This is a genomic window from Streptomyces minutiscleroticus, from assembly GCF_014650875.1.
Classification (GTDB): Bacteria; Actinomycetota; Actinomycetes; order Streptomycetales; family Streptomycetaceae; genus Streptomyces; species Streptomyces minutiscleroticus.
The window spans coordinates 120,104-142,378 of record NZ_BMVU01000005.1 but is presented as its reverse complement, the minus strand read 5'-3'; the positions used below and the strand labels follow the sequence as shown (position 1 = coordinate 142,378).

19 protein-coding genes, 2 tRNA genes and 1 pseudogene are annotated in these 22,275 nt (G+C 74.6%); 6 read left to right on the top strand and 16 right to left on the bottom strand.

What is annotated here, in order from left to right; genetic code table 11:
* Window positions 1-16: 16 nt before the first annotated feature.
* The 6 genes from IE271_RS09280 to ehuB form a co-directional block, all read right to left on the bottom strand.
* Window positions 17-90, bottom strand: a tRNA-Lys gene (locus IE271_RS09280).
* A 164-nt stretch (window positions 91-254) separates the two neighbouring features.
* On the bottom strand, window positions 255-1,013 hold the full coding sequence (locus tag IE271_RS09275; RefSeq protein ID WP_190189722.1) for an IclR family transcriptional regulator: 759 nt from the start codon (window positions 1,011-1,013) through the stop codon (window positions 255-257).
* Between the two features lie 340 nt (window positions 1,014-1,353).
* Window positions 1,354-2,184: an ectoine/hydroxyectoine ABC transporter ATP-binding protein EhuA gene (ehuA, locus tag IE271_RS09270; protein ID WP_190189721.1), complete on the bottom strand. Its 831-nt coding sequence runs from the start codon at window positions 2,182-2,184 to the stop codon at window positions 1,354-1,356.
* Window positions 2,174-2,824 (bottom strand): ectoine/hydroxyectoine ABC transporter permease subunit EhuD, encoded by a 651-nt coding sequence (gene ehuD, locus IE271_RS09265; RefSeq protein WP_190189720.1) that lies wholly within the window; start codon window positions 2,822-2,824, stop codon window positions 2,174-2,176. The genes ehuA and ehuD overlap by 11 nt, the downstream gene beginning before the upstream one ends.
* On the bottom strand, window positions 2,821-3,555 hold the full coding sequence (gene ehuC / locus IE271_RS09260) for an ectoine/hydroxyectoine ABC transporter permease subunit EhuC (RefSeq protein WP_190189719.1): 735 nt from the start codon (window positions 3,553-3,555) through the stop codon (window positions 2,821-2,823). The genes ehuD and ehuC overlap by 4 nt, the downstream gene beginning before the upstream one ends.
* Entirely contained in the window at window positions 3,552-4,481 is a 930-nt protein-coding gene (ehuB, locus tag IE271_RS09255; protein WP_190189718.1) for an ectoine/hydroxyectoine ABC transporter substrate-binding protein EhuB, read from the bottom strand. Before ehuB ends, ehuC begins: the two co-directional genes overlap by 4 nt.
* Before the next feature lie 96 nt (window positions 4,482-4,577).
* Between ehuB and IE271_RS09250 the strand changes: the two are divergent.
* Window positions 4,578-4,967 (top strand): annotated as a pseudogene (locus tag IE271_RS09250) (DUF3830 family protein); the annotation flags it as partial.
* Between the two features lie 46 nt (window positions 4,968-5,013).
* On the opposite strand, the gene IE271_RS09245 reads toward IE271_RS09250, so the two are convergent.
* Together IE271_RS09245 and IE271_RS09240 are read right to left on the bottom strand one after the other, a co-directional pair.
* A complete protein-coding gene (locus IE271_RS09245) occupies window positions 5,014-6,414 on the bottom strand; it encodes an amidase (protein ID WP_190189717.1) in 1,401 nt (466 codons plus the stop codon).
* A 23-nt stretch (window positions 6,415-6,437) separates the two neighbouring features.
* Entirely contained in the window at window positions 6,438-7,430 is a 993-nt protein-coding gene (locus tag IE271_RS09240) for a D-2-hydroxyacid dehydrogenase (RefSeq protein WP_190189716.1), read from the bottom strand.
* A gap of 228 nt (window positions 7,431-7,658) precedes the next feature.
* Here IE271_RS09240 and IE271_RS09235 point away from each other — a divergent pair, with 228 nt between their 5' ends.
* From IE271_RS09235 to IE271_RS09225, 3 genes are all read left to right on the top strand, one after another.
* A complete protein-coding gene (locus IE271_RS09235) occupies window positions 7,659-8,444 on the top strand; it encodes a maleate cis-trans isomerase family protein (protein WP_190189715.1) in 786 nt (261 codons plus the stop codon).
* Entirely contained in the window at window positions 8,441-9,172 is a 732-nt protein-coding gene (locus tag IE271_RS09230; RefSeq protein ID WP_190189714.1) for a maleate cis-trans isomerase family protein, read from the top strand. The genes IE271_RS09235 and IE271_RS09230 overlap by 4 nt, the downstream gene beginning before the upstream one ends.
* A gap of 174 nt (window positions 9,173-9,346) precedes the next feature.
* The gene (locus tag IE271_RS09225) at window positions 9,347-10,450 is read left to right on the top strand and encodes an LLM class flavin-dependent oxidoreductase (RefSeq protein WP_190189713.1); all 1,104 of its coding nucleotides are present in this window, start codon (window positions 9,347-9,349) and stop codon (window positions 10,448-10,450) included.
* A 19-nt stretch (window positions 10,451-10,469) separates the two neighbouring features.
* Here the strand turns inward: IE271_RS09225 and IE271_RS09220 are convergent, their stop codons facing one another.
* Window positions 10,470-12,413, bottom strand: coding sequence for a putative bifunctional diguanylate cyclase/phosphodiesterase (locus tag IE271_RS09220; protein ID WP_190189712.1), 1,944 nt, complete (start codon window positions 12,411-12,413; stop codon window positions 10,470-10,472).
* A gap of 364 nt (window positions 12,414-12,777) precedes the next feature.
* Between IE271_RS09220 and IE271_RS09215 the strand changes: the two genes are divergently transcribed.
* Complete coding sequence (locus tag IE271_RS09215; RefSeq protein WP_373308736.1) at window positions 12,778-14,115, top strand: M6 family metalloprotease domain-containing protein; 1,338 nt, start codon at window positions 12,778-12,780, stop codon at window positions 14,113-14,115.
* 260 nt (window positions 14,116-14,375) lie between these two features.
* Here the strand turns inward: IE271_RS09215 and IE271_RS09210 are convergent.
* The 7 genes from IE271_RS09210 to IE271_RS09180 all read right to left on the bottom strand — a co-directional run bounded on the left by IE271_RS09210 (window position 14,376) and on the right by IE271_RS09180 (window position 21,333).
* A tRNA-Lys gene (locus IE271_RS09210) sits at window positions 14,376-14,449 on the bottom strand.
* Window positions 14,440-15,171, bottom strand: a complete 732-nt coding sequence (locus tag IE271_RS09205) for a bifunctional DNA primase/polymerase (RefSeq protein WP_190189711.1) — start codon at window positions 15,169-15,171, stop codon at window positions 14,440-14,442. Before IE271_RS09205 ends, IE271_RS09210 begins: the two co-directional genes overlap by 10 nt.
* Before the next feature lie 195 nt (window positions 15,172-15,366).
* Window positions 15,367-15,732, bottom strand: coding sequence for a DUF8844 domain-containing protein (locus IE271_RS09200; protein WP_190189710.1), 366 nt, complete (start codon window positions 15,730-15,732; stop codon window positions 15,367-15,369).
* A gap of 254 nt (window positions 15,733-15,986) precedes the next feature.
* Window positions 15,987-17,357, bottom strand: coding sequence for an AAA domain-containing protein (locus IE271_RS09195; protein ID WP_190189861.1), 1,371 nt, complete (start codon window positions 17,355-17,357; stop codon window positions 15,987-15,989).
* Between the two features lie 2 nt (window positions 17,358-17,359).
* Window positions 17,360-18,982: a hypothetical protein gene (locus tag IE271_RS09190; RefSeq protein ID WP_190189709.1), complete on the bottom strand. Its 1,623-nt coding sequence runs from the start codon at window positions 18,980-18,982 to the stop codon at window positions 17,360-17,362.
* 295 nt (window positions 18,983-19,277) lie between these two features.
* Complete coding sequence (locus tag IE271_RS09185) at window positions 19,278-20,423, bottom strand: hypothetical protein (protein ID WP_190189860.1); 1,146 nt, start codon at window positions 20,421-20,423, stop codon at window positions 19,278-19,280.
* Window positions 20,347-21,333, bottom strand: coding sequence for a phosphatase PAP2 family protein (locus IE271_RS09180; protein WP_190189708.1), 987 nt, complete (start codon window positions 21,331-21,333; stop codon window positions 20,347-20,349). The genes IE271_RS09185 and IE271_RS09180 overlap by 77 nt, the downstream gene beginning before the upstream one ends.
* Window positions 21,334-21,516: 183 nt before the next feature.
* On the opposite strand from IE271_RS09180, the gene IE271_RS09175 reads away from it, so the two are divergent.
* On the top strand, window positions 21,517-22,113 hold the full coding sequence (locus IE271_RS09175; RefSeq protein ID WP_190189707.1) for a histidine phosphatase family protein: 597 nt from the start codon (window positions 21,517-21,519) through the stop codon (window positions 22,111-22,113).
* Window positions 22,114-22,275: the final 162 nt, after the last annotated feature.

Here is a 22,275-nt window from a genome sequence, read left to right as displayed (position 1 = left end):
AGGACCCTCATCACTGTGCGCCGCCAGGGACTCGAACCCCGGACCCGCTGATTAAGAGTCAGCTGCTCTAACCAACTGAGCTAGCGGCGCATGACTCCCGCCTTCCGCGTTCCCGCGGCCGGCGACGAAGAAAATAATACCTGGTCCGCAGGGGTGCTTCCGACCACGGGCGGCCGGCCGGACGGTGCGGCCCGATGCGGGACGCGGCCGGGCGGCCCTGTGCCGGGGTGCCGGGGTCGCCGGGGAGCCGGGGCTCAGAGCGTCAGCGACAGCAGGACCGGCGCCGCCCCGCGGTTCAGCGTGCGGGCCGCCTCCCGCAGCCGGTGGGCGTGGCGCACCGGCAGGGACAGGGCCAGGCAGCCGACCGTGGACCCGGCGGTGACCGGCACCGCCGCGCAGACCGTGCCGACCGCGTACTCCTGGAGGTCGAGGACCGGCACCGTCGGCGCCTGCGCGTCGAGCCGGGACAGCAGCACCTTCTCGCTGGTGATCGTCCGGGAGGTCAGCCGGGCGGGTTTGTGGCGGGCGAGGTGGTCGCGCCGGCCGTCGAGGTCGAGCTGGGCGAGCAGGCTCTTGCCGACCGCGCTGGCGTGCGCGGAGGAGCGGAAGTCGACCCACTCGTTGACCGCGGGGGTCGCGGGGCCCTCGGCGACCTGGGTGACCTGGACCTCGCCGTCGATGTAGCGGCTCATGTAGACGGCGGCGCCGACGGTGTCGCGCAGCCGGACCAGGGTGTCACGGAGCTGGGCGTTCAGCGCCTCGTCGCGGCCCGCGGCGGTGGAGAGGCGGCCCAGGGAGGACCCGGGGACGTACGCGCCGTCGGCTGTCTGTTCGACGTAGCCCTCGCGGCGCAGCATGGTCAGGAGAGGTGTGAGGCGGTCCGTCCGCAGACCGGTCCGCCGGGCGAGGTCGGTGTCGGTGACACCGGTGGAGTGGCGCGCCACCGTCTCCAGGACGCGCAGGGCGTCCTGGGCCGAGTGGTGCGGAACGGTCGGCTCGTGCTTCAGCGCCACGGTTCCCCCTGCGCTTCTTGACCGGTTCTCTTGTGGAGGGTGGCCCGGTTCCGGCCGGGCTCCTCCACGATAGCGGCCAGGAGGTGCCGGAAAAGGGGCTGTCGGCACATTCGGATGGCGCATTCCGGCCTTCTCATCAGGAACGCGCCACCATGGCATATGCCAGAGTCATGGTCCACCGGGCCGACCTCGGACGTCCTTCCCCTTGCGGAGCGTTTTCCCGCCGCCATATACGGGGCGCGTGCCGGTACGGATGCATTTCGCGTCGACACACCCCCGAACGCGACGGCGCGCCCCCTGATCACGGGGACGCGCCGCCGCTCACGGCAGGGGCCGCTCCTCACCGCACCGCGCCGAGGAACTCCCGGGTCCGCTCGTGCTCCGGATCGGAGAAGATCCTCTCCGGCGGGCCCGACTCGATCACGCGCCCGGAGTCGAACATCAGCACCTGGTCGGAGATGTCCCGGGCGAAGTTCATCTCGTGGGTCACGCAGAGCATCGTGATGTCGGTCGAGCGGGCGATGTCGCGCAGCACGTCGAGGACGCCCGCGACCAGCTCCGGGTCGAGCGCCGAGGTCACCTCGTCGAGCAGCAGCACCTGCGGGCGCATGGCCAGGGCCCGCGCGATCGCCACCCGCTGCTGCTGCCCGCCGGACAGCTGCGTCGGGTAGGCGTCGCAGCGGTCGCCGAGGCCGACCATGTCGAGCAGCTCGCGCGCCCGCGCCTCGGCCTCGTCCTTGGACAGGCCGAGGACGGTGACCGGCGCCTCGGTGACGTTGCGCAGCACCTTCATGTTCGGGAAGAGGTTGAACTGCTGGAAGACCATCCCGATGTTCCTGCGGACCTCGCGGACGTGCTTCTCGCCCGCCGGGACGAGCCTGCCGTTCCTCTCCTCGTGGGTCAGGTACTGCCCGCCGACCCTGATCGTGCCCTCGTCGGGCTTGGTCAGGGTCATCAGCAGCCGCAGGATCGTGGTCTTGCCGGAGCCGGACGGGCCGATCAGCGTGACGTGCTTGCCGGAGTCGACCGAGAAGTCCAGCCGGTCCAGGACGGTGTTCGTGCCGAAGCGCTTGGTGACGTGGTCGAAGCGGATCAGCTCCGAGCCGTCGACCGGGGGGTTGCCGGTGCCGGTGGCCCCGGGGTCCTTGGCGGGGGTGGTGTCAGCGGACAAGACGTCGCTCCAGGGCTCGCATGAGGAGGGAGGCGGGGTAGGAGATGAGCACGAAGGCCACGCCGATCACCGTGAGGGGCTCGGTGAACTGGAAGTTCTGCTGCGAGAAGAGCCGCGCCTCGCCGAGCATGTCCAGCACCGTGATCGCCATCAGCAGGGGCGTGTCCTTGAGCATCGAGATGACGTAGTTGCCGAGGGCGGGCACGACCCGGCGGATCGCCTGCGGCAGGATCACCGCGGTCCAGGTGCGCCGCAACGGCAGGTTCAGCGCCGTGGCCGCCTCCCACTGGCCGACGGGCACCGCCTCGATGCCGGCCCGGTAGACCTGCATCGTGTACGTCGAGTAGTGCAGGCCGATCGCGACCACGCCCGTGGTCAGCGCGGAGAACGTGATGTCCCACTCCGGCAGCACGTAGAAGAGGAAGAAGAGCTGCACCAGCAGCGGGGTGTTGCGGACGAACTCCGTGGCCGCGCCGACCGGCCAGCGCACCCAGCGGGAAGGCGCGCGCATCAGCAGCGCCCACACCAGGCCGAGCACGAAGGAGATCAGCGAGCCGAGGACGAGGGCCTGCAGGGTGACCAGCAGCCCGTCCCGGAAGTGCGGCATGAAGTCGGCGACGGCGCCCCAGTCCCACGTCATCGGGCACCTCCCGGCGCGCCGGCGCCGGCCGTCGCCGCGGTCTCGGTGCGGCTGACCTCCAGCCTGCTCCTGCGCCTCACGGGCGCCCTGCCCAGACCGGCCTGCAGCTTCCGCTCCAGACCGCGCATCACCCGGGTCAGCAGGAAGGCGATCACGAAGTAGATCAGCAGGATGTACGTGTAGATCTCCGCGCTCTCCTGGAGCGCGAGCCGCACCAGGTTGCCGCTGAACGCCAGGTCGCCCATGCCCATGATGGAGACCAGGGCCGTGCCCTTGAGCAGCTCGATCAGCAGGTTGGAGAAGGGCGGGACCATCTCCGGCACCGCCTGCGGCAGCAGGATCAGCCGCATCCGCTGCCAGGGCGTGAAGTTGAGGGCGATGCCGGCCTCGCGCTGCGCCGGGGCGACCGCGTCGAGCGCGCCGCGCACGATCTCCGAGCCGTACGCCCCGTACGTCAGGCCGAGCGCGAGCGTGCCCGCCCACAGCGGCACCAGCTGCCAGCCGAAGGCGGGCGGCAGCACGAAGAAGACCCAGAAGATCATGATCAGCGCGGAGGTGCCGCGGAACACCTCGGTGTAGAAGCCCGCCAGGAAGCGGACGATCCACAGCCGGTGGGTGCGGGCGATGCCGACGGCGAAGGAGACGGCGGCGGCCAGCAGCGCGCTGAGGACCAGCAGCTGGACGGTGATCCAGACGCCCTTGAGGACGAGTTCCCAGAGTCCCGCTGTCATCCGTGGCAGAGCTCCTTCGCGGTCATGCCGGTCATCTCGTCCTCGGTGAACCCGAAGGGCTTGAGGATCCGCAGGAGCTCGCCGCTGTCCTTCAGTCTGTGCAGTTCGGTGTTGAAGGCGTCCCGCAGGTTCGTCTCGGTCGGGCGGAAGGCGAAGCCGCCGCCGTCGACGTGCTCCTCGCCGTCCACCAGCGGGGCGAAGGGCTCGGTGGCCTCGGCCTTCGCGGACTTCTTGACCACCTCGCGCACGGTGAGCGCGGTGCCCGCGAAGACGTCCACGCGGCCGGCCTCGACGGCGTTCAGGCCGGCGACCTGGTCCGGGACGATCAGGATGTCGCCCTCCTCGTATCCGGCCTCCACCGCGTACTGGATCTCCGCGTAACCGGTGCCGGTGGCGAACTTCGCCCCGCTCCTCACCACGTCGGCGTAGGAGCGCAGGTTCTTCGGGTTTCCCTTGCGCACGATGAACGCGTCGAGCATCTGGTAATCGGGGTCGGAGAAGATCACCTGCGCGCAGCGTTCCGGATTGATGTACATCCCGGCGGAGACGACGTCGAACTGCTGGGAGTTCAGGCCCGGGATCAGTGAGCCGAATTCCGTCGGCACCGGCTGCACCCGGTCCACCCCCAGCCGCTTGAAGATCACCTTCGCCAGTTCCGGGGCCTCCCCGGTCAGTTCGCCGTTCCTGTCGATGTAACCGAAGGGGATCTCCCCCGCGATGCCCAGCCGTGCGACGCCCTGTGCCCGGAGCCGGTCGAGGAGGTCACCGCCCTTCGTCTCGGCGGAGGTCGCCACGCGGCTGCATCCTGTCGCTCCCAGCGCGCCGATCGCGCCCAGGGCCCCCGCGCCCGCGATCAGTGATCGCCGGCTGAAGTCGGATATCGGCGGTCTTGTTCTGACTGTTCCGTTCTCAGGAGGTGAAGCCATGGGCGCGCGCATACCCGAAAGGATGCGGATCATGCAGATCGATTTCGGCCCTTGTCGCCAGTGGGGCGTCCTTGGCCGCCGGGGGAGCATGAGGCCATGACGGACCGGCATGTCCGGGTCCCCTCACCGCGCCGGGAAGTCCACCGCACGGCGGAACTGCTCGACGACCGCGCGCCGATCACCTGTGAGGCGCTGTGGAACGCGTTGCCCCTGGGGGGCGACGTCCATCACACGCAATACGCGCAATGAGGTCTACGCGCTTTCCCGGCCGCCGCGTCGGAGCCGCCGCCGGAGAATCCGACCGCGACGTCCATTCCGGGCGGCCTCTGCCGTTCCTCCTTCTCCGGCACCCGGCTGGGGAACCGCTCGCACGGCTACGGGGACGCCGGACAGGTCCGCCCCGGCACCCCGCCCGTGGACCCGGCGCTCTTCTGCGAGCGCGACAACCTGCTCCTCGACGCCGACGTCGGCCGGGTCCCCGGCATCGTCGGGGGCCGGAGCCGAGCCGCCTGCGGCCCCCGGGCCCCCGCGGCTACGGCGCCGGCGGGGCGACGCCCGCCGCGCCCGCCTCGTACAGGGCGTGGGCCGTGCGCAGCACCAGGTCGTCGCGGTGCCGGGCCGCCACCAGGTGCAGCCCCACCGGGAGCCCGTCCTCGTCCGTGCCCACGGGCACGCTCGCCGCGGGCTGCTGCGTCATGTTGAAGGGGTAGGTGAACGGGGTCCAGCCCGTCCAGCGGCGCAGCCCCGACCCGGCCGGCACCTCCGCCCCCGCCTCGAACGCGGTCAGCGGCAGCGTCGGCGTCACCAGCACGTCGTACGTCCGGTGGAAGAGGCCCATGCGGCGGCCCAGGTCCATGCGGACGTCGACGGCGGCGAGGTAGTCGAGCGCGGACAGGCGCGCGCCCGCCGCGCGGACCTCCCGCAGCCCCGGGTCGAGGAGTTCGGCCTGGCGCGGCCCGAAGTGCTGCGTCACGCGCGCGGCCCCGGCGAACCACAGCGCCTGGAACGCCTCCACCGGGTCCGCGAAGTCCGGGTCGGCCTCCTCCACGTACGCCCCGAGCGCGGCGAGCCGCTCCACGGCCCGCCGCACCGCCGCCGCGACCGCGGGCCGCACCGCCACCTGCCCGCCGAGCGTGGGCGAGTACGCGACCCGCAGGCCCCGCACCCCGCCCGCCAGTCCGTCCGTGAAGGAGCCGGGGACCGGGGCCGAGCCCGACCAGTCGCGCGGGTCCGGGCCGCCGATCACGTCCAGCGCGAGCGCCGCGTCCGCCGCGTCCCGCGTCATCGGGCCCACGTGCGCCAGCGTCCCGAACGCGCTCGCCGGATACAGCGGCACCCGCCCGTACGTCGGCTTCAGCGCGAAGACCCCGCAGAAGGCGGCCGGGATGCGGACGCTGCCGCCGCCGTCGGTGCCCAGCGCCAGCGGCCCCGCGCCCAGCGCCACGGCCGCCGCCGCGCCGCCGCTGGAGCCGCCCGCCGTGCGCGTCACGTCGTACGGGTTGCGGGTCACGCCCGTCAGGGGCGAGTCGGTGACGCCCTTCCAGCCGAACTCGGACGTCGTCGTCTTCCCCAGGAAGACGGCACCGTGCTCGCGCAGCCGCGCCACCGACGGCGCGTCCTCGTCCCAGCGGCCCTGCGCCGGCACCGCCCGCGACCCCTTCCGCGTGGGCCCGCCGCGCAGCAGCAGGATGTCCTTCACCGTGACCGGCACGCCGTCCACGAGGCCCGCGGGCTCGCCCCGCCGCCAGCGCTCGGCGGACCGCCGGGCCTGCGCGAGCGCCTCCTCCGCGTCGATGCGGACGAAGGCGTTCACCGCCGGCTGCGCCTCCTCGGCCCGCCGCAGCGCCTCCTCCGTCACCTCCACGGGGCCGAACTCGCCCTTGCGGTAGCCCTCGACGAGCCGTACGCCGGTCAGTGAGCCCAGTCCGGTCATCCCGCCCTCCAGGATCGGTGCGTTCAGTGTCCGGGTACGTATCCGCGCTTCTTGTCCACCACGTTCCGCAGCTGCCGGCCCGCCGCCCAGCGCTCGTACAGCTCCACGAACTGGGCGCCGAGCTCGTCCCGCCAGCCGACGACGTCGCCGCTCATGTGCGGCGAGACGATCAGCCCCGGCAGCCCCCACAAGGGGCTCTCCGGGCCGAGGGGTTCGTCCCGGAAGACGTCGAGCGCGGCTCCGGCGATCCACCGCTTCGCCAGCGCCTCGGCGAGCGCGTCCTCGTCGACGAGGGCGCCCCGCCCGACGTTGACGAACCGCGCCGACGGCTGCATCGTCCCGAACCGCCGGGCGTCGAACATGCCGCGCGTGCTCTCGGTCAGCGGCGCCGCGCTCACCACCCAGTCGGCGCGCGCCATCAGCCGGTCCAGGTCCGCCGGCCCGTGGATGCCGGTCTTCGGGACGCGTCCCACCAGTGCCGTCGTGATGCCGAGCGCCTTCAGCGTCGCCACGACCGCCCGGCCGATGGGGCCCGAGCCCACGACGACCGCGCGCGTGCCCGCCACCCGTTGGGTCTCCCGGTGCCGCCACCGCCGCTCGCGCTGGAGGTCCCAGGTGCGCGGCAGGTCCTTGGCCATGGCGAGCACCAGCGCGGCGACGTACTCGGCCACGGGCCGGTCGAAGACGCCGCGCGCGTTTGTCACCACCGTGTCGGAGGCGGCGAGTTCGGGGCACAGCACGTGGTCCACGCCCGCGCTCGCGGTGTGCACCCAGCGCGGCCGCGGCCCCTCGCCGGGCCAGGCGCGGCGCACCGCGTGCGAGGTGAAGTCCCACACCAGCAGGACGTCCGCCGTGGGCAGCAGCCGCGGCAGGCCCTCCTCGTCCGTGTGCACGATCCGGGCGCGGCCGGTGAGCCGGCCGAGCCGCGGTGGCGGGTCGGCGTCCAGGACGAGGAGGGTCGTTCCGGCCGTGCGCCGGCCGGCGGGAGCGGTCGTCGGGGGGAAACCGTTTCGCACTGCGGGTCCGCTTCTCTGGTCGTGACACGCCTGAGGGACACCGGCCGGAAGCCGTCCGGAATGATCGGTACGCGCGGATCGACCACGTTCGCATTCGAACCCACTGTCGTCAACAGGGGCCCCGTACCGGTCCGTTCCTGTTCCGGCGTCCCGGCAAGCGCCGCACACCCGTCCCCGCGGGACGCCGGCCGGCGTCCGCCGCACCCGAACCCGTCCGGGAGCCCGCTCATGGACGTCTCCTTTCCGGGCGGGCCGCATCCGCAGCGCGGGGCGGGCGTCGTCGCCCCCTTCGACTTCGCCCTCGACCGCGAACTGTGGCGCCGGGTCCCGGACGGGATCTCGCTGCATCTCACCCGCACTCCCTTCGTACCGGTGGAGGTGGGCCTCGACCTCGCGCGCCTGGTCAGCGAGCACGAGACGCTCGGCGGGGCGGTGCGCGCCCTGCGGACCGTCGCACCCGGGGCCGTCGCGTACGCCTGCGCCTGCGGCGGCTTCGTCGGCGGGACCGCCGGGGAGCGCGGGCCGTGCGCGGCGACGGCCCGGGCGGGCGCGCCCCGTCCGCTCGCCACCTCCGGCGCGCTCCCGGAGGCCCTCCAGGAGCTGGACGCCCGGCGGATCGCCCTGGTCACCCCGTACACCCTGTCCGTCAGCCGGTCCCTGGAGGAGTACCTCACCGAGGCCGGCGTCCGGATCACGGGACGCGTCCGCCCGGGGCCGATCCGGCGCATCCGGAGGGTCCCCTGCCGGGACGTGGTCGGCATGGCCCGGCGCGCGGCCGGCCCGCCCGGCGCGGACGCCCTCTTCATCGGCTGCACCAACCTTCCCACCTACGACGTGATCCCGCAGCTGGAGGCGGAACTGCGCATACCGGTCGTCTCGGCCAATCAGGCCGCCATGTGGGCCGCGCCGCGCCGACTGGGTACCCGTGCGATGGGCCCCTGCCAGGCGCTGACCGACGAGACGGCGCGGCGACCGGGGCCCGCACCGCCGGAAGAACAGGAAGGGTGGGCATGACGGCTCTCGGAATCCTCTACCCGGGCCACGCGGCCGAGGACGACTATCCGCGCATCGAGCAGATCATCGCGAGCGACATCCGGTTGCCGCTGGTCCACACGGACATCGGCGAGGACGCGCACCGGGTCGACGCCCTGCTGGAGCTGGGCTCGGCGCAGCGGCTGGCCGCCGGGACCGAGGAGCTGCGGCTGTCCGGTGCCGAGGCGGTGGTCTGGGCGTGCACCAGCGGCAGCTTCGTGTACGGCTGGGAGGGCGCCCACGAGCAGGTCCGCGCCCTGGCGCTGGCGGCCGGGCTGCCCGCCTCCTCCACCTCCTTCGCCTTCGCGCACGCCGTCGCCGAGCTGGGCGTGCGGCGGGTCGCGGTCGCGGCGACGTACCCGGACGACGTGACCGCCCTGTTCGCCGCGTTCCTCAAGGACGCGGGCGCGGAGGTGGTGGCCTCGACCGGAAGCGGCGCCGGCACGGCCGCGGAGGTCGCCGCCTGGGGCGAGGAGGAGGTCATGGCGCTGGCCCGGCGGGGCGACCACCCCGACGCGGAGGCGGTCCTGCTGCCCGACACGGCCCTGCACACCGCCGCCCACGTCGCCGACCTGGAGGCGGCCCTGGGCAAGCCGGTGCTCACCGCCAACCAGGTCACCGTCTGGGAGGCGCTGCGCCTGGCGGACCGCCGCGTGCACGAGCCGGCCCTCGGGGCCCTCTTCACCAGGGAGCCGGTGGTCCAGGCGTAGCCACGGGCGCCCGTGCGGAACGGCCCCGGACACCGCGGGGGCGACGGCCCGGACACCGCGGGGGCGACGGCCCGGACACCGCGGGGGCGACGGCCCGGACACCGCGGGGAATAAGCGGAGACCGCCTCCTGTTCGTACGACGGAACCCCACGACGTACGAAGCAGGAGGCCCCCGTGGCGGCAGCGGAACCGACGCCCGACGAGATCCGAGGCACGGCGCTGGGCGGCGCCCCCGTGCCGCTCTCCGTGCTCGACCTGGTCACGGTCGGCGCGGGAAGCACGGCGACCGAGGCCCTGGGAACGGCCGTGAAGCTGTCCCGCCTCGCGGAGTCCCGCGGCTTCCACCGCTACTGGGTCGCCGAGCACCACTCGATGCCGGGCGTCGCCTCGTCCTCGCCCGCGGTGATCCTCGCGCACCTGGCCGCGCACACCGGGCGCATCCGGCTCGGCTCGGGCGGCGTCATGCTGCCCAACCACGCCCCGCTGGTCATCGCCGAGCAGTTCGGCACGCTGGAGGCCATGGCCCCCGGCCGCGTCGACCTGGGCCTGGGCCGCGCGCCCGGCACGGACGGCGCCACCGCCGCCGCCCTGCGCCGCACCGACCGGCTCCACGAGGGCGCCGACGACTTCCCGCAGCAGCTCGCCGAGCTGACCCGCTTCCTGGACGACGACTTCCCGGACGGCCACCCCTACTCCCGCATCCACGCGGTGCCGGGCCCGGTCCAGGCCACGTCGCCGGGCGGCGTGCAGTCCCCGCACCGCCCGCCGATCTGGCTCCTCGGCTCCTCCGGCTTCAGCGCGCGCCTCGCCGGCGTGCTCGGCCTGCCGTTCGCCTTCGCGCACCACTTCTCGGCGCAGAACACCATCCCGGCGCTGGACCTGTACCGCGAGTCCTTCCAGCCCTCCGAGGTGCTCGACGCCCCGTACGCCCTGATCGGCGTCTCGGCGCTCGCCACCGACGACGAGAAGGAGGCCCGCCGCCAGGTGCTGGCCGCCGCGCTGAACATGGTCCGGCTGCGCACCGGCCGCCCCGGCCTGGTGCCCACCCCGGAGGAGGCGGAGAGCTACCCCTTCAGCCAGCTGGAGCAGGAGTTCATCGACTCCTGGAACGCTAACGTGATCTTCGGTACCTCCGACGAGGTCCGCGCGGGCCTCGACGACCTGCAGAAGCGCACCGGGGCCGACGAGCTGATGATCACCGCCAACGCGCACGGCGGCGACGTCCGCCTCCGCTCCTACGAGCTGATCGCCGACGCCTACGGGCTGCCGAAGGCATAGGGCTGAGGCGCGGGCGGGCTCAGGGCTGCGGGCAGCCCGCCGCGAGCAGCGCGGAGATACGATCCGGCGTCACCGGCCGCGAGTACAGCCACCCCTGGCCGGTGTCGCAGCCGATGCGGCGCAGCCGGGCGGCCTGGCCGGTGGTCTCCACGCACTCGGCGGTCACGGTGATGCCGAGCCGGTGGGCGAGCTTGACCAGCGCCTCGACGATCACCTCGTCGGCGGGGCCGGCCGGCCCGCCCGTGTCCTCGTACGGGAAGCCGCGCACGAACGCCCCGTCCAGCTTCAGCACCTTCACCGGCAGCCGGCTCAGATAGGCCAGGTTGGAGTAGCCGGTCCCGAAGTCGTCGATGGCGATGTGCACGCCCATGTCGCTGAGCGCCTGGAGCACCTGCAGCGGCCGGCCCGCCGAGCCCATCACCGCGGACTCCGTGAGTTCCAGCTGGAGCAGGTGCGGCGGCAGCCCGGTCTCGGCGAGGACCGCGGCCACGTCCGCGACCAGGTCGGAGTCCCACAGCTGGCGCACCGCCACGTTCACGCTGACGAAGAGCGGCGGCACGCCGGGGTGCTCCAGGTGCCAGCGGCGTGCCTGCCGGCAGGCGGTGGCCAGCACCCAGCGGCCCAGCTGCACGATCGAGCCGTCCTCCTCGGCCAGTGCGATGAACCGATTCGGCGCCAGCGTGCCGAACTGCGGGTGGTGCCAGCGCACCAGCGCCTCGACCCCGCGCACCTGGCCGTCCTCCATGCCGACCAGCGGCTGGTACTCCAGGGCGAACTCGCCCCGCTCCACGGCGGACCGCAGGGTGCGCGAGAGCGCCTGCCGGGTCATGCGGTGGGCGTTGCGCTCGGGGTCGAAGAGCGTCCAGCGGGCCCTGCCGTCCGCCTTCGCCCAGTACAGCGTCGTGTCGGCGTCCTGCATCAGACCGGTCGCCGTGGTCCCGGCGGTACGGCGCTCCACCACTCCGATCGACGCCGAGACCGACAGCGGCTGCCCGGCGATGTCGAAGGGCGTCTGCAGCGCCGCGAGGACCGACTCGGCGAGATCCGCCAGCTGCTCCGTACCGGTGGAGTCCTCCACGAGCAGCGCGAACTCGTCGCCGCCCAGCCGGGCCACCAGCGGCGTGGCCGCTCTGGAGCGGCCCGCCTCGTCCGCGCAGCGGGTCAGGCGCTCGGCGACGGCCGCGAGCAGCTTGTCGCCGACGCGGTGCCCGAGGGTGTCGTTGACCGCCTTGAAGCCGTCCAGGTCGAGGTAGCACAGGCCGATGCGGCCGGTGCCGGCCTCCTCGTACGCCTCCGCCTCCAGGGCGGCCGCGAGGCGCTCGAAGAACAGCGTGCGGTTGGGCAGCCGGGTCACGGGGTCGTGCATCCGCAGATGGCGCAGGCGCGCCTGGAGCTCCCGGCGCGCGCTGACGTCGGCCACGGAGAGCAGGACGGCGTTCTCGTCCGGGGGGAGCGGGCCGACGGTCACCTGGGCCCACAGGGAGTGCCCGTCGGGGTGCTTGAGGCGGCGCGTGCAGCGCAGCTGCGCCTGCCGGCCGCGCAGGACCTCGCGGTACGCGTGCCAGGTGCGGGCGTCGGAGGCCAGGTCCACCAGGTCGGCGGCGACCTGCCCGACGACACCGTCCGGGCCCGCGCCGAGCAGCGCGGCCATGCTGTCGTTGGCGGCGACCACCAGCCCGTCGCGGTCGACGACCGCCATCGCCAGCGGTGCCGCGGCGAAGGCCGTGCGGTAGGCGGACCCCGGGGCGTCCGAGGGGAGGCCCGTGCCGCCGGGGGCGCCCGTGGCGCCGACCGGGCCCGCGTCCGTCCCCGGGCAGGACCCGGCCACCCCGGAGGAGGCCCCGAGGGAGGGCCCGGAGCGGTCCGGGAACCCGGGGGCGGCAGAGGCCCTGTCGTTACTGTCCGTCACGGTCGGCCGGACGAGATCCGCCGCGGGCGTCGGCCCATCGGACGTTCCGCTCACCGTTCGCTCCCGCAGTGCACTCGTTCGTCGTACAGGTCTCGTCGGAGGGCCGGCCGGGGTGGTGGCCGTTCTGGCCGTGATTCGTGCAGGAAAGTGTGCCGATCATAGAGGCTGGCCTCCTGGCCTTCCAGCCGCCGGCCGCCGTTCCCTGGCGGCCGGGGCATCCGGCAGATCGTTTCTGCCCACACCTGGGCGGGTTCCTTCGTCTGCCGATCGATTGTGACGTTCCGTGAGTGGTCGGGGTGTCGCGCGATGCCTACGTGTATGACCGTTCTCACTCTTTCGGTGCAGACAAACAAGGCATAGACCAGCCAACCATCACAGGCTGGGTGCGGTGTCCTGAATTCCGCATCCGGAGGTCGACGTGCCGCGTCCGCTCCCCCGCAAGGGGCCGACCAGGGACGGGACGCGGCCCCGGTGGCTGGGTCCCGCGGCGGCGTTCACCTCGATGACGGCGTTCGTCGCGACCTCCCTGGTCACGGGCCCCGCGGTGGCGGTTCCCCTGGCGCGCGCCTGTGCCCTGGAGCGGACCGGCGCCCACCACTCCGAGGGCGTGGACACCTGGAACGCGGCCTATCCGCGCCCGACCCGCGCGCTGGACGCCGTGATGGTCTTCCTGTCCTTCCCCGACTCCGTGCCGATGGCCACGCCCGCCGAGCTGGCCGCCGACCACTTCCCCGTGACCAGCCAGTACTTCGAGCGCGCCTCGTACGGCAGGTTCACGCTGCGCCCGCACCCGCTGGGCAGGTGGGTCGGCATGCCGCGCGCCTCGACCGCGTACGCCATACGGCGCGACTGGAGCCCGGAGCGGCGCTCGGCGTACCTGCGCGACGCGCTCGCCGCCGCCGACGCGCGGGTCGACTTCTCGCGCTACGACGTCGTGTACTTCGTCGCCGACCCGGACGCGCCGGGCGTCGACTCGGACGCGACCAAGGTCGTGAACCTGGACACCCCGCTGAGGGCCGACGGCAGGAAGATCCGCCGCGTCGTCACGGTCTTCGAGAAGCACCCGCCCGACCGGCTGGTGCTGGCCCACGAGACCGGGCACGTCTTCGACCTGCCGGACCTCTACCACCGGCCCGAGGACGGCAAGGGCGACTGGGACACGCACGTCGGCGACTGGGACCTCATGGGCAGCCAGTTCGGACTGGCCCCGGACCTCTTCGGCTGGCACAAGTGGAGGCTGGGCTGGCTGGAACCGCGCCAGGTGGTCTGCGTGACCGGGCCGGGGGACACCCGGCTGACCCTGGAGCCGCTGGGGGCGGTGCCCGCGCGGGCCGGCGCCGCCGGGGCCTGGTCCGCCGGCTCGTGGGCCCCCGCCGGCGAGGGGTTCCCCGGAGCGGGCGCGCAGGTTTTCGGCGCCGGCCGCGGGACCAAGCTGGCGGTGGTGCGCACGGGGCCGGCCGGTGCGATCGCGCTGGAGGCGCGGGTGCCGGTCGGGAACGACGCGGCGGCCTGCGCCCAGGGCGTGCTCGTCTACCGGGTGCGCACCGGGACCGCGTCCGGCGGCGGCCCGATCGAGGTGCTCGACGCCCACCCGGACACCGAGGGCTGCTGGAACGAGTCGGTGTACCCGCCCCTCGCGGACGCGCCGGTGGGCGTCGGGGAGAGCTTCACCGTGCCGGGCGGGAACGTGCGCGTGGAGGTGGAGGACCGGACGGCCTCCGGGGCCTGGACGGTGAAGATCTCGACCGAGGGCTGAGGCGGGTGCCGGGTGCCCGGCGGACGGGCGCCGGGAGCCGGACGGGTGCCCGAGCGGCCGGGCGTCGGACGGGCAGGGAGCCGGACGGGCGGCCGGCGCGGAGCGGGCGGGCACCGGGAGCCGGACGGGCGAGGCGCCGGACGGGAGGGCCGGCCCCGGGCGGGTGCGTGCGCGGTCCCGCCCCGGCCGGTCGTACGGGGGCCGCAGGGCCCCGGCACGCAGGAAGCCCCTCGCTCTCGCGAGGGGCTTCCCACCGTCTGTGCGCCGCCAGGGACTCGAACCCCGGACCCGCTGATTAAGAGTCAGCTGCTCTAACCAACTGAGCTAGCGGCGCCTGCTGACGTCGTAGACCTTAGCACCCTGATCGGCGGGACGAGAAATCGATATCCGCGCCGCCGCGGAGGCCGTCGAGCGCGCCGCGCGGACGGCCGCCCACAGCAGGATCTCGGGACCGGGGAGCCAGGGGTGCCGGGTGTCCGGGGCGACCAGCCAGCGGGACTCCGGCCGGACGGCCGAGGGGCCGACGGGGGCGGAGGCGGAGTCCGCGGGGGCGCCCGCCGCGGGGCCCGGGCGCGCCGCCGCCGGGCTCGGGAGGCGGTCGGCGTGCAGGGCGGGGACCGTGACCGCGTCGCCGGTGCCGTGGCACAGGAGCGGCGGGACGGTGCGGCTGCGGCCCTCGCCCGTGCCGGCGCCCCACTCCTCCCACGCCAGCAGGGACGGCAGCCGCCCGGCGGTGCCGGGGGCGGCGAACAGGAGCATGCGCCCGCGGTGGGTGGCGACCGGGCCCGAGCCCGGGCCCTCGTTCCACAGCCGGTCGAGCATCCGGCGGCCGAAGATCGCGGGAGCGCTCACCACGTCGAACGCGGAGCCGCAGGGGAGGACGACGGGGGCGGACGGGTGATCGGCCCAGAGGGAGAGCGTGCTGCGCGGATACGTTCCTGCGGAGGCGAGCCAGGCGGCACCCTCGCGGGTGACGTCCGAGACGTCGTACCGGTGCGGAAACGGCTCTCCGGGGACTTGGGAGACAGTGCTTGCCGGGTTCCGTGTGCTGCTCATGGGTCCATGTCTACCGGTGGTGAGCGAACGGTTCCCCAGAGTTGCGGGAAATCGGGACACAGGAACGTCGTGTCAGGTATCTTGCCCACTTGGCATATGCCAGACCGGGCGGGCCGGGAGCGGAGGGCCGCACGGCGCGAAGCCCTCGGCACGGCCGGCCGGGTGGACCCGGCGAGCCCGCTGGGCCCGGTGGGCCTAGAGCCGGTCGGCGCGGCCCGGGCCCTCGGTGCCGCGCATCAGGTCGCGGCCGAACTCGACCATCTTCTTCGCGTAGTCCTCGGTCCACTCCGCGCGCTCCGCGATCGCGGCGGGCGTCAGCCGGTCGAAGCGGCGCGGGTCGGCGAGCTGCGCGGCGGCGATCGCCTGGAACTCCACGGCGCGGTCGGTCGCCGCGCGGAACGCGTGGGTCAGCTCGGTGGCGCGGGCCAGCAGGGCCCTCGGGTCGTCGATCGACTCCAGGTCGAAGAAGTGCTCCGGGTCGGCGGCGGCCTCCGCCGGCTCGAACAGCAGGGGCGCGGGGCGAAGCCGCGGTTCGTTGCGACGCGGCGTGTGCTCCGCCATGACATGTCCTCCTCGTACGGTACGACGGCTCCGCCTCGCGAGCGGGCCGTCGTCCATTGTCCCTCGGTGGCGCAAGAGGGCCTCGGGCCCCGGTCCGGGCCATCGGCGCGATCCGCGCGGGCCCTCTCTCCCGGGACGGGGAGGGCCCCTCCGGACCACGGCCGCCGCCCGCTTCCTCCGCCCCTCCGGACCACGGCCGCCCGGCTCCTCCGCCCCTCCGGACCACGGCCGCCCGGCTCCTCCGTCTCTCCGGATCACGGCCGCCAGGTGACCCGGTGCTCCGCCAGGTGCGAGAGGACCGCGTGGTTCGCCTCCCAGCCGTCGGGGAACTTCACGGTGACGCCGAGCTGGACCGGTTCCGTGGACGGGTGGTCGTCTAGCAGGGCCTCGACGCCCTCGCGGCACACCACGATGCAGGCGTGCCGGTGCCGGGAGGCCAGCACGCACAGCCGGCCGGTCTCCAGGTGGAACGCGGTGGCGTCCGGGCGGCCCGACAGCGGGTGCAGCACGACCGTCACGTCGTACTCCCGGCCCTGCAGCCGGTTCGCCGTGTCCACCGTCACGTCAGCGACGCCCAGCTCGGCGAGCGCGGCGCGCACCGCCGCCGCCTGGTCGCGGTGCGCCGTGCCGACGGCGATCCGGCCGGCGGTCAGCGGCACCGGGTCCGGCGAGCGCTCCGAGACGGCCGCCCCGCCGCGGTCCAGGAGGCGGCGTACGACCTGGGCGACGGCCCGGACCGCCTCCGGGTCCGTGCGCGGGGTGTGCCGGGCCGGCAGCTGCAGCAGTCCCCAGCCCGACGCGGCCGCCTCGTCGACGACCCGGTCGGGGCCCGACCCGTCCGAGGGGACGGCGAAGGCCAGCCGGCGGTCGCCGTGGTCCGTGCCGCTGCGGAAGGGCGTGTACGGGTAGAAGGCGGCCGACACCAGCGGGGCCGCCGAGGCGGGCAGCCGCCAGGACACCGGCAGGCGGTGCTGCGGCAGCTCGGGGTTGTGCGCGAGCAGCGTCGACACCGCCGAGGCCGACGGATCGTACGACAGGCCCGCCCACTGCTCCGAACCCACGATCGAGAACGGGTCCAGCTGGCCCGGGTCGCCCACGAACAGCGCCCGCTCGAACAGCCCGGCCACCGCGAGGAGCGCGTCCGAGCGCATCTGGTACGCCTCGTCGACGATCGCGTGCCGCCACGGTTCGACGTTCTTGACGTGCGCCCACTTGGCGGCCGTCGAGATGACCACGTCGAGCCCGGCGAGGTCGCCCGCCTTGGCGGACTTGCGCACGTTCGGCAGCGCGTCGAGCGCCTTGTCGTAGGGGTCGGCGTCGCTGCTGTGCAGACGCCCGACGGGCAGCCCGGGCTCCTTCTCGGCGAGCCGGACCACCAGGTCGTCCACCTGGGCGTTGGTCTGCGCGACGACCATCAGGGGGCGCCCAGCGGCGGCCAGTTCGAGGGCGGCGCGCACCACGAGCGTGGACTTGCCGGCGCCGGGAGGCGAGTCCACGACGACGCCGCGGTGGGCGCCGTGCAGCGTGTCCCGCAGGATCGCGTCGGTGGCCCGGCCGGCCTCGGCCCCCGGGTCGAAGGCGGGCCGCGCGGCCGCGCCCCGGCCGGCCTCGGGAGCGGAGCGGATGGTCACAGCAGGTCCTCCTCGGTCACCGGGTCGGCCGCCGGCGGGCCCTCCGCCGCGACGGGCGGTCCGCCGTGCGTCCAGGGCGTCCGCTCGGGGTCGGGCAGCTTCGCGCCGCCCCGCTGCTCGTGCTCGAAGAGCGTGAAGCAGACGCGGTCGCCCTTCTCGGGCACGGACCCCTCCTCCGGCTCCTTGCCGCGGCCCATCTTGTCGACGACGCGCAGCACCACCAGCGCCCCGCCCCCGCCGGTCCCGTCGCCCGCCTCGCCGTCCTCGTACCGGACGAACTCGGCGGCCTGCGGCTTGCCGCCCAGCGACCGGTACACCTTCACGCGCTCGTCCAGGTGCGGGCGGTCGTCGGTGCGCACCGTCACCAGCGGGCGCGGACTCGGCCGCCTGCCCTCGCCGTACGCCATCACGACGTCCGTGACCTCGCCCGCGAACGCCTCCCCCGCGAGCCGCCGCCCGGCCATGACCAGCGGGTCGTCGAGCGCCTCCTGGGCGTCCAGGCGGGCCTGCTCGCGCTCGCGCGTGGCCAGCTTGCCGGCGGCCGTGACCGCGTCGTCGCGGCGCGGCTGCGGCGGCTCCCCTGCGAGCACGCGGTCCCGGTGCCCGGTGAACGACCAGCGGTCCCGGGTCCAGCGGTCCTCCACGTGCGCGCCCTCGGGCAGCGCGCGCAGCAGGTCCAGGCTCCGCCACACCGCGTCCCAGGTGGGGCGCGTACAACCCTCGACCAGGTCCCGGATGCGCCGCTCGGCGGCGGTCACCTCGCCGGACCGGTCGTCGGCCTCGACGCCGTCCTCGGCGGCGGCGAGCGCCGTCCGCGCGCGGTCGTAGCGCTCGATGGCGGGCGCCAGCAGCTTGTTGTCGAACGCCGGGTCGGTGGCCGGTCCGGCGGGCGGCCACAGCAGCTGTCCCCGCTCGTCCCGCGCCCGCTCCGCCCGGTGCGCCGCCTCGGCGCCCGACTCGCCCCCGGGCGGGTCGATCCACGCGAGCAGCGCCCCCAGGTGCTGGTCCTCCAGACTGCTCTGGCCGGTCGCCCAGTGCCGCGACAGCAGGTCCGTGCAGGCGAGCAGCAGCGCGGAGCCGGGCACCCGGGCCCGCTCCCCGAAGTGCGTCAGCCACCGGCCGAGCAGCGGCACCCGGGGCGGCGCCGGATGCGGCGCCTCGGGCTCCTGCTCCGCGGTGCGCCGGAACCGCATGGAGCGCCCCAGCAGCCGTACGAGGTCCAGGCCCGCCCGGCTCGGCACGATCAGCTGCGGGGCGTCCGTGCACAGGTCGACCTCGACCTTGACGCGCTTGCCGGTCTCCGGGTCGGTCTCGCTGCGCTCGGCGGTCTCGACGGACTCCCCGTAGGCGTCGATGTACGGCAGGACGACGTCGGCCAGTTCGGCGAGGAAGGCGAAGCGCTGGTCCCGGTCGCGCGGCTGCGGCACGACCAGCAGGCGCGGCGCGTCCCGGTCGGTGCCGACGAGCGCCCCGAGCGGGGCGCCGGCCTCACCGGCGGTGGTCAGCGGCACGAACACCAGCGGGTGCTCGGAGAGATGGCGGTGCCGCACGGTGGCCGCGGGCTGCGCCCGCCCGCTGCTGACGGCCTCGAGGCGGGCGAGCGTGGTGATCAGCGACATGCGGCGCCCTCCCGGACGGGGTACGGCGTGGACCTGGTTCGGCTCCCGGTCCCGGTCCTGGTCCCGGTCCGGGGGAGGCGGGCGGCGGCCGCCGGAGGGCACCCGTGCGGGGGAGCGCCCGCCCGGCTCCGGCGGCGGTCGGAGACGAGTACGGACCGGGACATGAGCACGGGCACGGGCGCCGGTGCGGATACGAGCACGGAGGCGGACGTGGAGGCGGGTGCGGGCGTGGACACGAGCACGGGTGCGGATGCGGGGCCGGGCACGCGTACCGGCGCGGGAGCGAGGGGCGCGGTCAGCACGGCGCACCCCCCAGTGCCTCCGCCCGGAGCGCCGACGCCCTGCGCAGCGCGGCGACCGCCGGGTCGTCGGGGTCGCCCGCCCTGCCGTGGGCGGCCGCCAGCACCTCGTCCACCGTGGTCAGTCCGCCCAGTTCGGCGCGGAGCGAGCGGCCCAGCGACGTCACCGCGCCCTCCCCGCGGGACCGCGCACGGCAGTGGAACGCCAGCTCGCAGGCGGCGAGGCACTCCGGCGCGTACGTCGCGGGGATCGCCTCGACCGCGGCCGTCAGCTCCTCGGGCGGCAGGTCCGGGGCGAAGCAGGTGCCCTCGGGCAGCGTGTCGGCGATCTCCTCGATCCGGGTCAGCCGCTCCAGCTGACGGCGCGTCACCGCGCGCTGCTTGCGCACGTCGACGGCGGACGCGGCGGGCAGGTTCGAGAAGTCCTTGGGACAGACCAGCAGCACCCGGTGGCGCACCTCGGGCGCCGGGTCGAGCTGCGCGGCCACCCGCTCCAGCGCCAGGACGTACACCGCGGCCTGCCGCGCCGCCGCGCCCACCTTCGCCGCGTCGGCCGAACCGTCCAGCATCGGGAAGGACTTGATCTCCACGACGGTCCAGCTCCCGTCCGGGTGCACGACCACCGCGTCCGGCTCCAGGAAGGCGACCGAGCCCGCCACGTCCAGGGCGAGCATCGGGTGGTCGAGCAGCGCCCACGTGCCCGTCCCGGTGGCCTCGCGCAGCGCCAGCGCCGTACGGGCCGTGCGGCCCTCGGGGCCCACGGCGGACAGGTCGGGCACCGCCGCGGACCCGGGCGGCGCGGCGGCCGGGTCCAGCCTCTCGTGCACGAGGCGCAGCAACTCCGCGCCGCCGTCCGCCTTCACGCGCGCCTCGAAGGAATTGCCCCGCACGAGCGCGAACTGCGACTGGCCGAAGGCGGACGGCGCGCCCAGCGCGTCCGCCAGCGCCGTCTTGTCCACGCCCGCGCCGTCCAGCAGCGCGCGGCGCCTGCAGCCGGGGTTCGCGGCCAGCGCGGCCAGTGCCCGGGCGTCCAGCGGCTTCGGCTGCACGGCCGGGCCGCGCACCTCAGCGAGCCGCTGCCGCAGCGCCGCCGCCCGCGTCGGCGGGACTCGCTCCTGGACCGGCTCCCTGCTCGACGGCACGGACCTTGGGCTGTCGGGGAAATCGCTCACCCGCGGAAGTGTGGCATCCGGCACCGACAATCGGTGAACCCGCGTCGTGAGCGGCAGTTGTGGCGACCGGTGCGAACAGATCCGCGGAGGCCGGCGCGGCCGGCAGCCCGAGCCGGAACCGGGCGGTGTCCGCGAGCCGCAGCACCGGCCGCGTCAGCAGCAGCCCGGCGCCCATCACCGCGGCGCCCGCGGCCGCGTCCAGGAAGTAGTGGTTGGCGGTGCCCATCACCACGACGACGGTCACCAGCGGGTAGACGACCCCCGCCGTCCTCGTCAGGCGCGTGCCGCCGTACTGCCACAGGATCACCCCGCACCACAGCGCCCAGCCCACGTGCAGGCTCGGCATCGCGGCGTACTGGTTGGTCATGCCGCCCAGGCCGCGCGGCGCGCTCGCCTCGCCGCCCCACCAGCCGTAGTCGCTGTACTGCGCCATCGTGTCGACGAACCCGTGGGCGGCCGACAGCAGCCGGGGCGGGCACGTCGGCAGCAGCGTGAAGCCGATCAGACCGATGAACGTCGAGGTCAGCAGCCAGGTGCGGGCCGCGCGGTAGCGCACGGCGCGGAACCGGAACACCCATACGAGCAGGACCGGCGTGACCAGGTAGTGCAGCGACGCGTACCAGAAGTCGGCCGGTACGCCGAGCCAGGGCTCGCGGGTGAAGAGGCGGTTGAGCGGGTGCTCCGCGTTCAGGCTCAGGAACTTCTCGACGCGCAGGATCGCCAGGCCGTGGTCGACGGCGGTGGAGACGTCCCCGCGCGCGAGCAGACGGCCCGCGGAGTAGGCGCCGTACACCAGGAGGACCAGCGGCAGCTCCGTCCACCAGCGCAGCCGGGTGCGGTGCGGCGTCTCCTCGGTGCCTGGTGCATCGGTCTGCGGCATCCGATCGCCCTCCCCCTTCTGCTGTCGTGGCCGGACGGTCCCGGACAATCTATGTGCTGCCCCGTGTCCCTCATGGGACGCCTCGGTCGTGACAGACGCGAAGATCGCCCGGTGGGTTGCCGTGAACGGGAGTGAGTGATGATGGGAGCGATCCACCCGCACTCGTCCCGGAAGGTCCCCCTCATGGCACCGCGCATCCTGCTGGCCCGGCACGGACAGACGGAATGGTCACTGTCCGGCAAGCACACCGGCAGGACCGACGTCCCCCTTCTGGAGGAGGGCCGGCGCGGCGCGAAACTGCTCGGCGAGCGCCTGCACCGCGCGCCCTTCGACGGGCTGTCCGGTGCCGAGGTGCGCACGAGCCCGCTCTCCCGCGCGCGCGAGACGTGCGACCTCGCGGGCTTCGGGGAGCGCGCCACCGAGTGGGACGCCCTGATGGAGTGGGACTACGGGGCGTACGAGGGCATGACCCCGGCCGAGATCCAGGCGGTGCGGCCCGGCTGGCTCATCTGGCGGGACGGGGTCCCCGAGGGCGAGTCCCTCGCCGCGCTCTCCGCGCGCGCGGACGAGGTGGTCGCCTGGGCCCGGTCCGCCGACCGCGACGTCCTCGTCTTCGCCCACGGCCACATCCTGCGCGCGATCGGCGCCCGCTGGCTGGGCTTCGGCGTCGACTTCGCCTCCCGCGTCCGGCTCAACCCGACGTCCCTGTCGGTCCTCGGCTGGGCCTACGGCGAACCCGCGATCCTGACCTGGAACGACTGCGGGCACTTGACGGCGTAGCCGGATTCGGGTCCGGCCCGGCCGTCGGCCCCGGGGCCGACGGCCGGGCCGGACGTGCTCCGTAGGCCGTGCCCGGCATGCCGGGCACGCCGGGTCGTGCCTCGTAGGCCCTGCCCGCCGAGCCGTGCCCGTCACGCCGTGCCCGTAGGCCGAGCGGCGGGC

What these genes read in the sequence shown, in the direction of transcription:
- ehuD (WP_190189720.1), bottom strand. Translation starts at nt 2,824, where the DNA reads ATGACGTGGGACTGGGGCGCCGTCGCCGACTTCATGCCGCACTTCCGG.
- ehuC (WP_190189719.1), bottom strand. Translation starts at nt 3,555, where the DNA reads ATGACAGCGGGACTCTGGGAACTCGTCCTCAAGGGCGTCTGGATCACC.
- ehuB (WP_190189718.1), bottom strand. Translation starts at nt 4,481, where the DNA reads ATGGCTTCACCTCCTGAGAACGGAACAGTCAGAACAAGACCGCCGATA.
- IE271_RS09245 (WP_190189717.1), bottom strand. Translation starts at nt 6,414, where the DNA reads ATGACCGGACTGGGCTCACTGACCGGCGTACGGCTCGTCGAGGGCTAC.
- IE271_RS09235 (WP_190189715.1), top strand. Translation starts at nt 7,659, where the DNA reads ATGGACGTCTCCTTTCCGGGCGGGCCGCATCCGCAGCGCGGGGCGGGC.
- IE271_RS09230 (WP_190189714.1), top strand. Translation starts at nt 8,441, where the DNA reads ATGACGGCTCTCGGAATCCTCTACCCGGGCCACGCGGCCGAGGACGAC.
- IE271_RS09205 (WP_190189711.1), bottom strand. Translation starts at nt 15,171, where the DNA reads ATGAGCAGCACACGGAACCCGGCAAGCACTGTCTCCCAAGTCCCCGGA.
- IE271_RS09200 (WP_190189710.1), bottom strand. Translation starts at nt 15,732, where the DNA reads ATGGCGGAGCACACGCCGCGTCGCAACGAACCGCGGCTTCGCCCCGCG.
- IE271_RS09190 (WP_190189709.1), bottom strand. Translation starts at nt 18,982, where the DNA reads ATGTCGCTGATCACCACGCTCGCCCGCCTCGAGGCCGTCAGCAGCGGG.
- IE271_RS09180 (WP_190189708.1), bottom strand. Translation starts at nt 21,333, where the DNA reads ATGCCGCAGACCGATGCACCAGGCACCGAGGAGACGCCGCACCGCACC.
- IE271_RS09175 (WP_190189707.1), top strand. Translation starts at nt 21,517, where the DNA reads ATGGCACCGCGCATCCTGCTGGCCCGGCACGGACAGACGGAATGGTCA.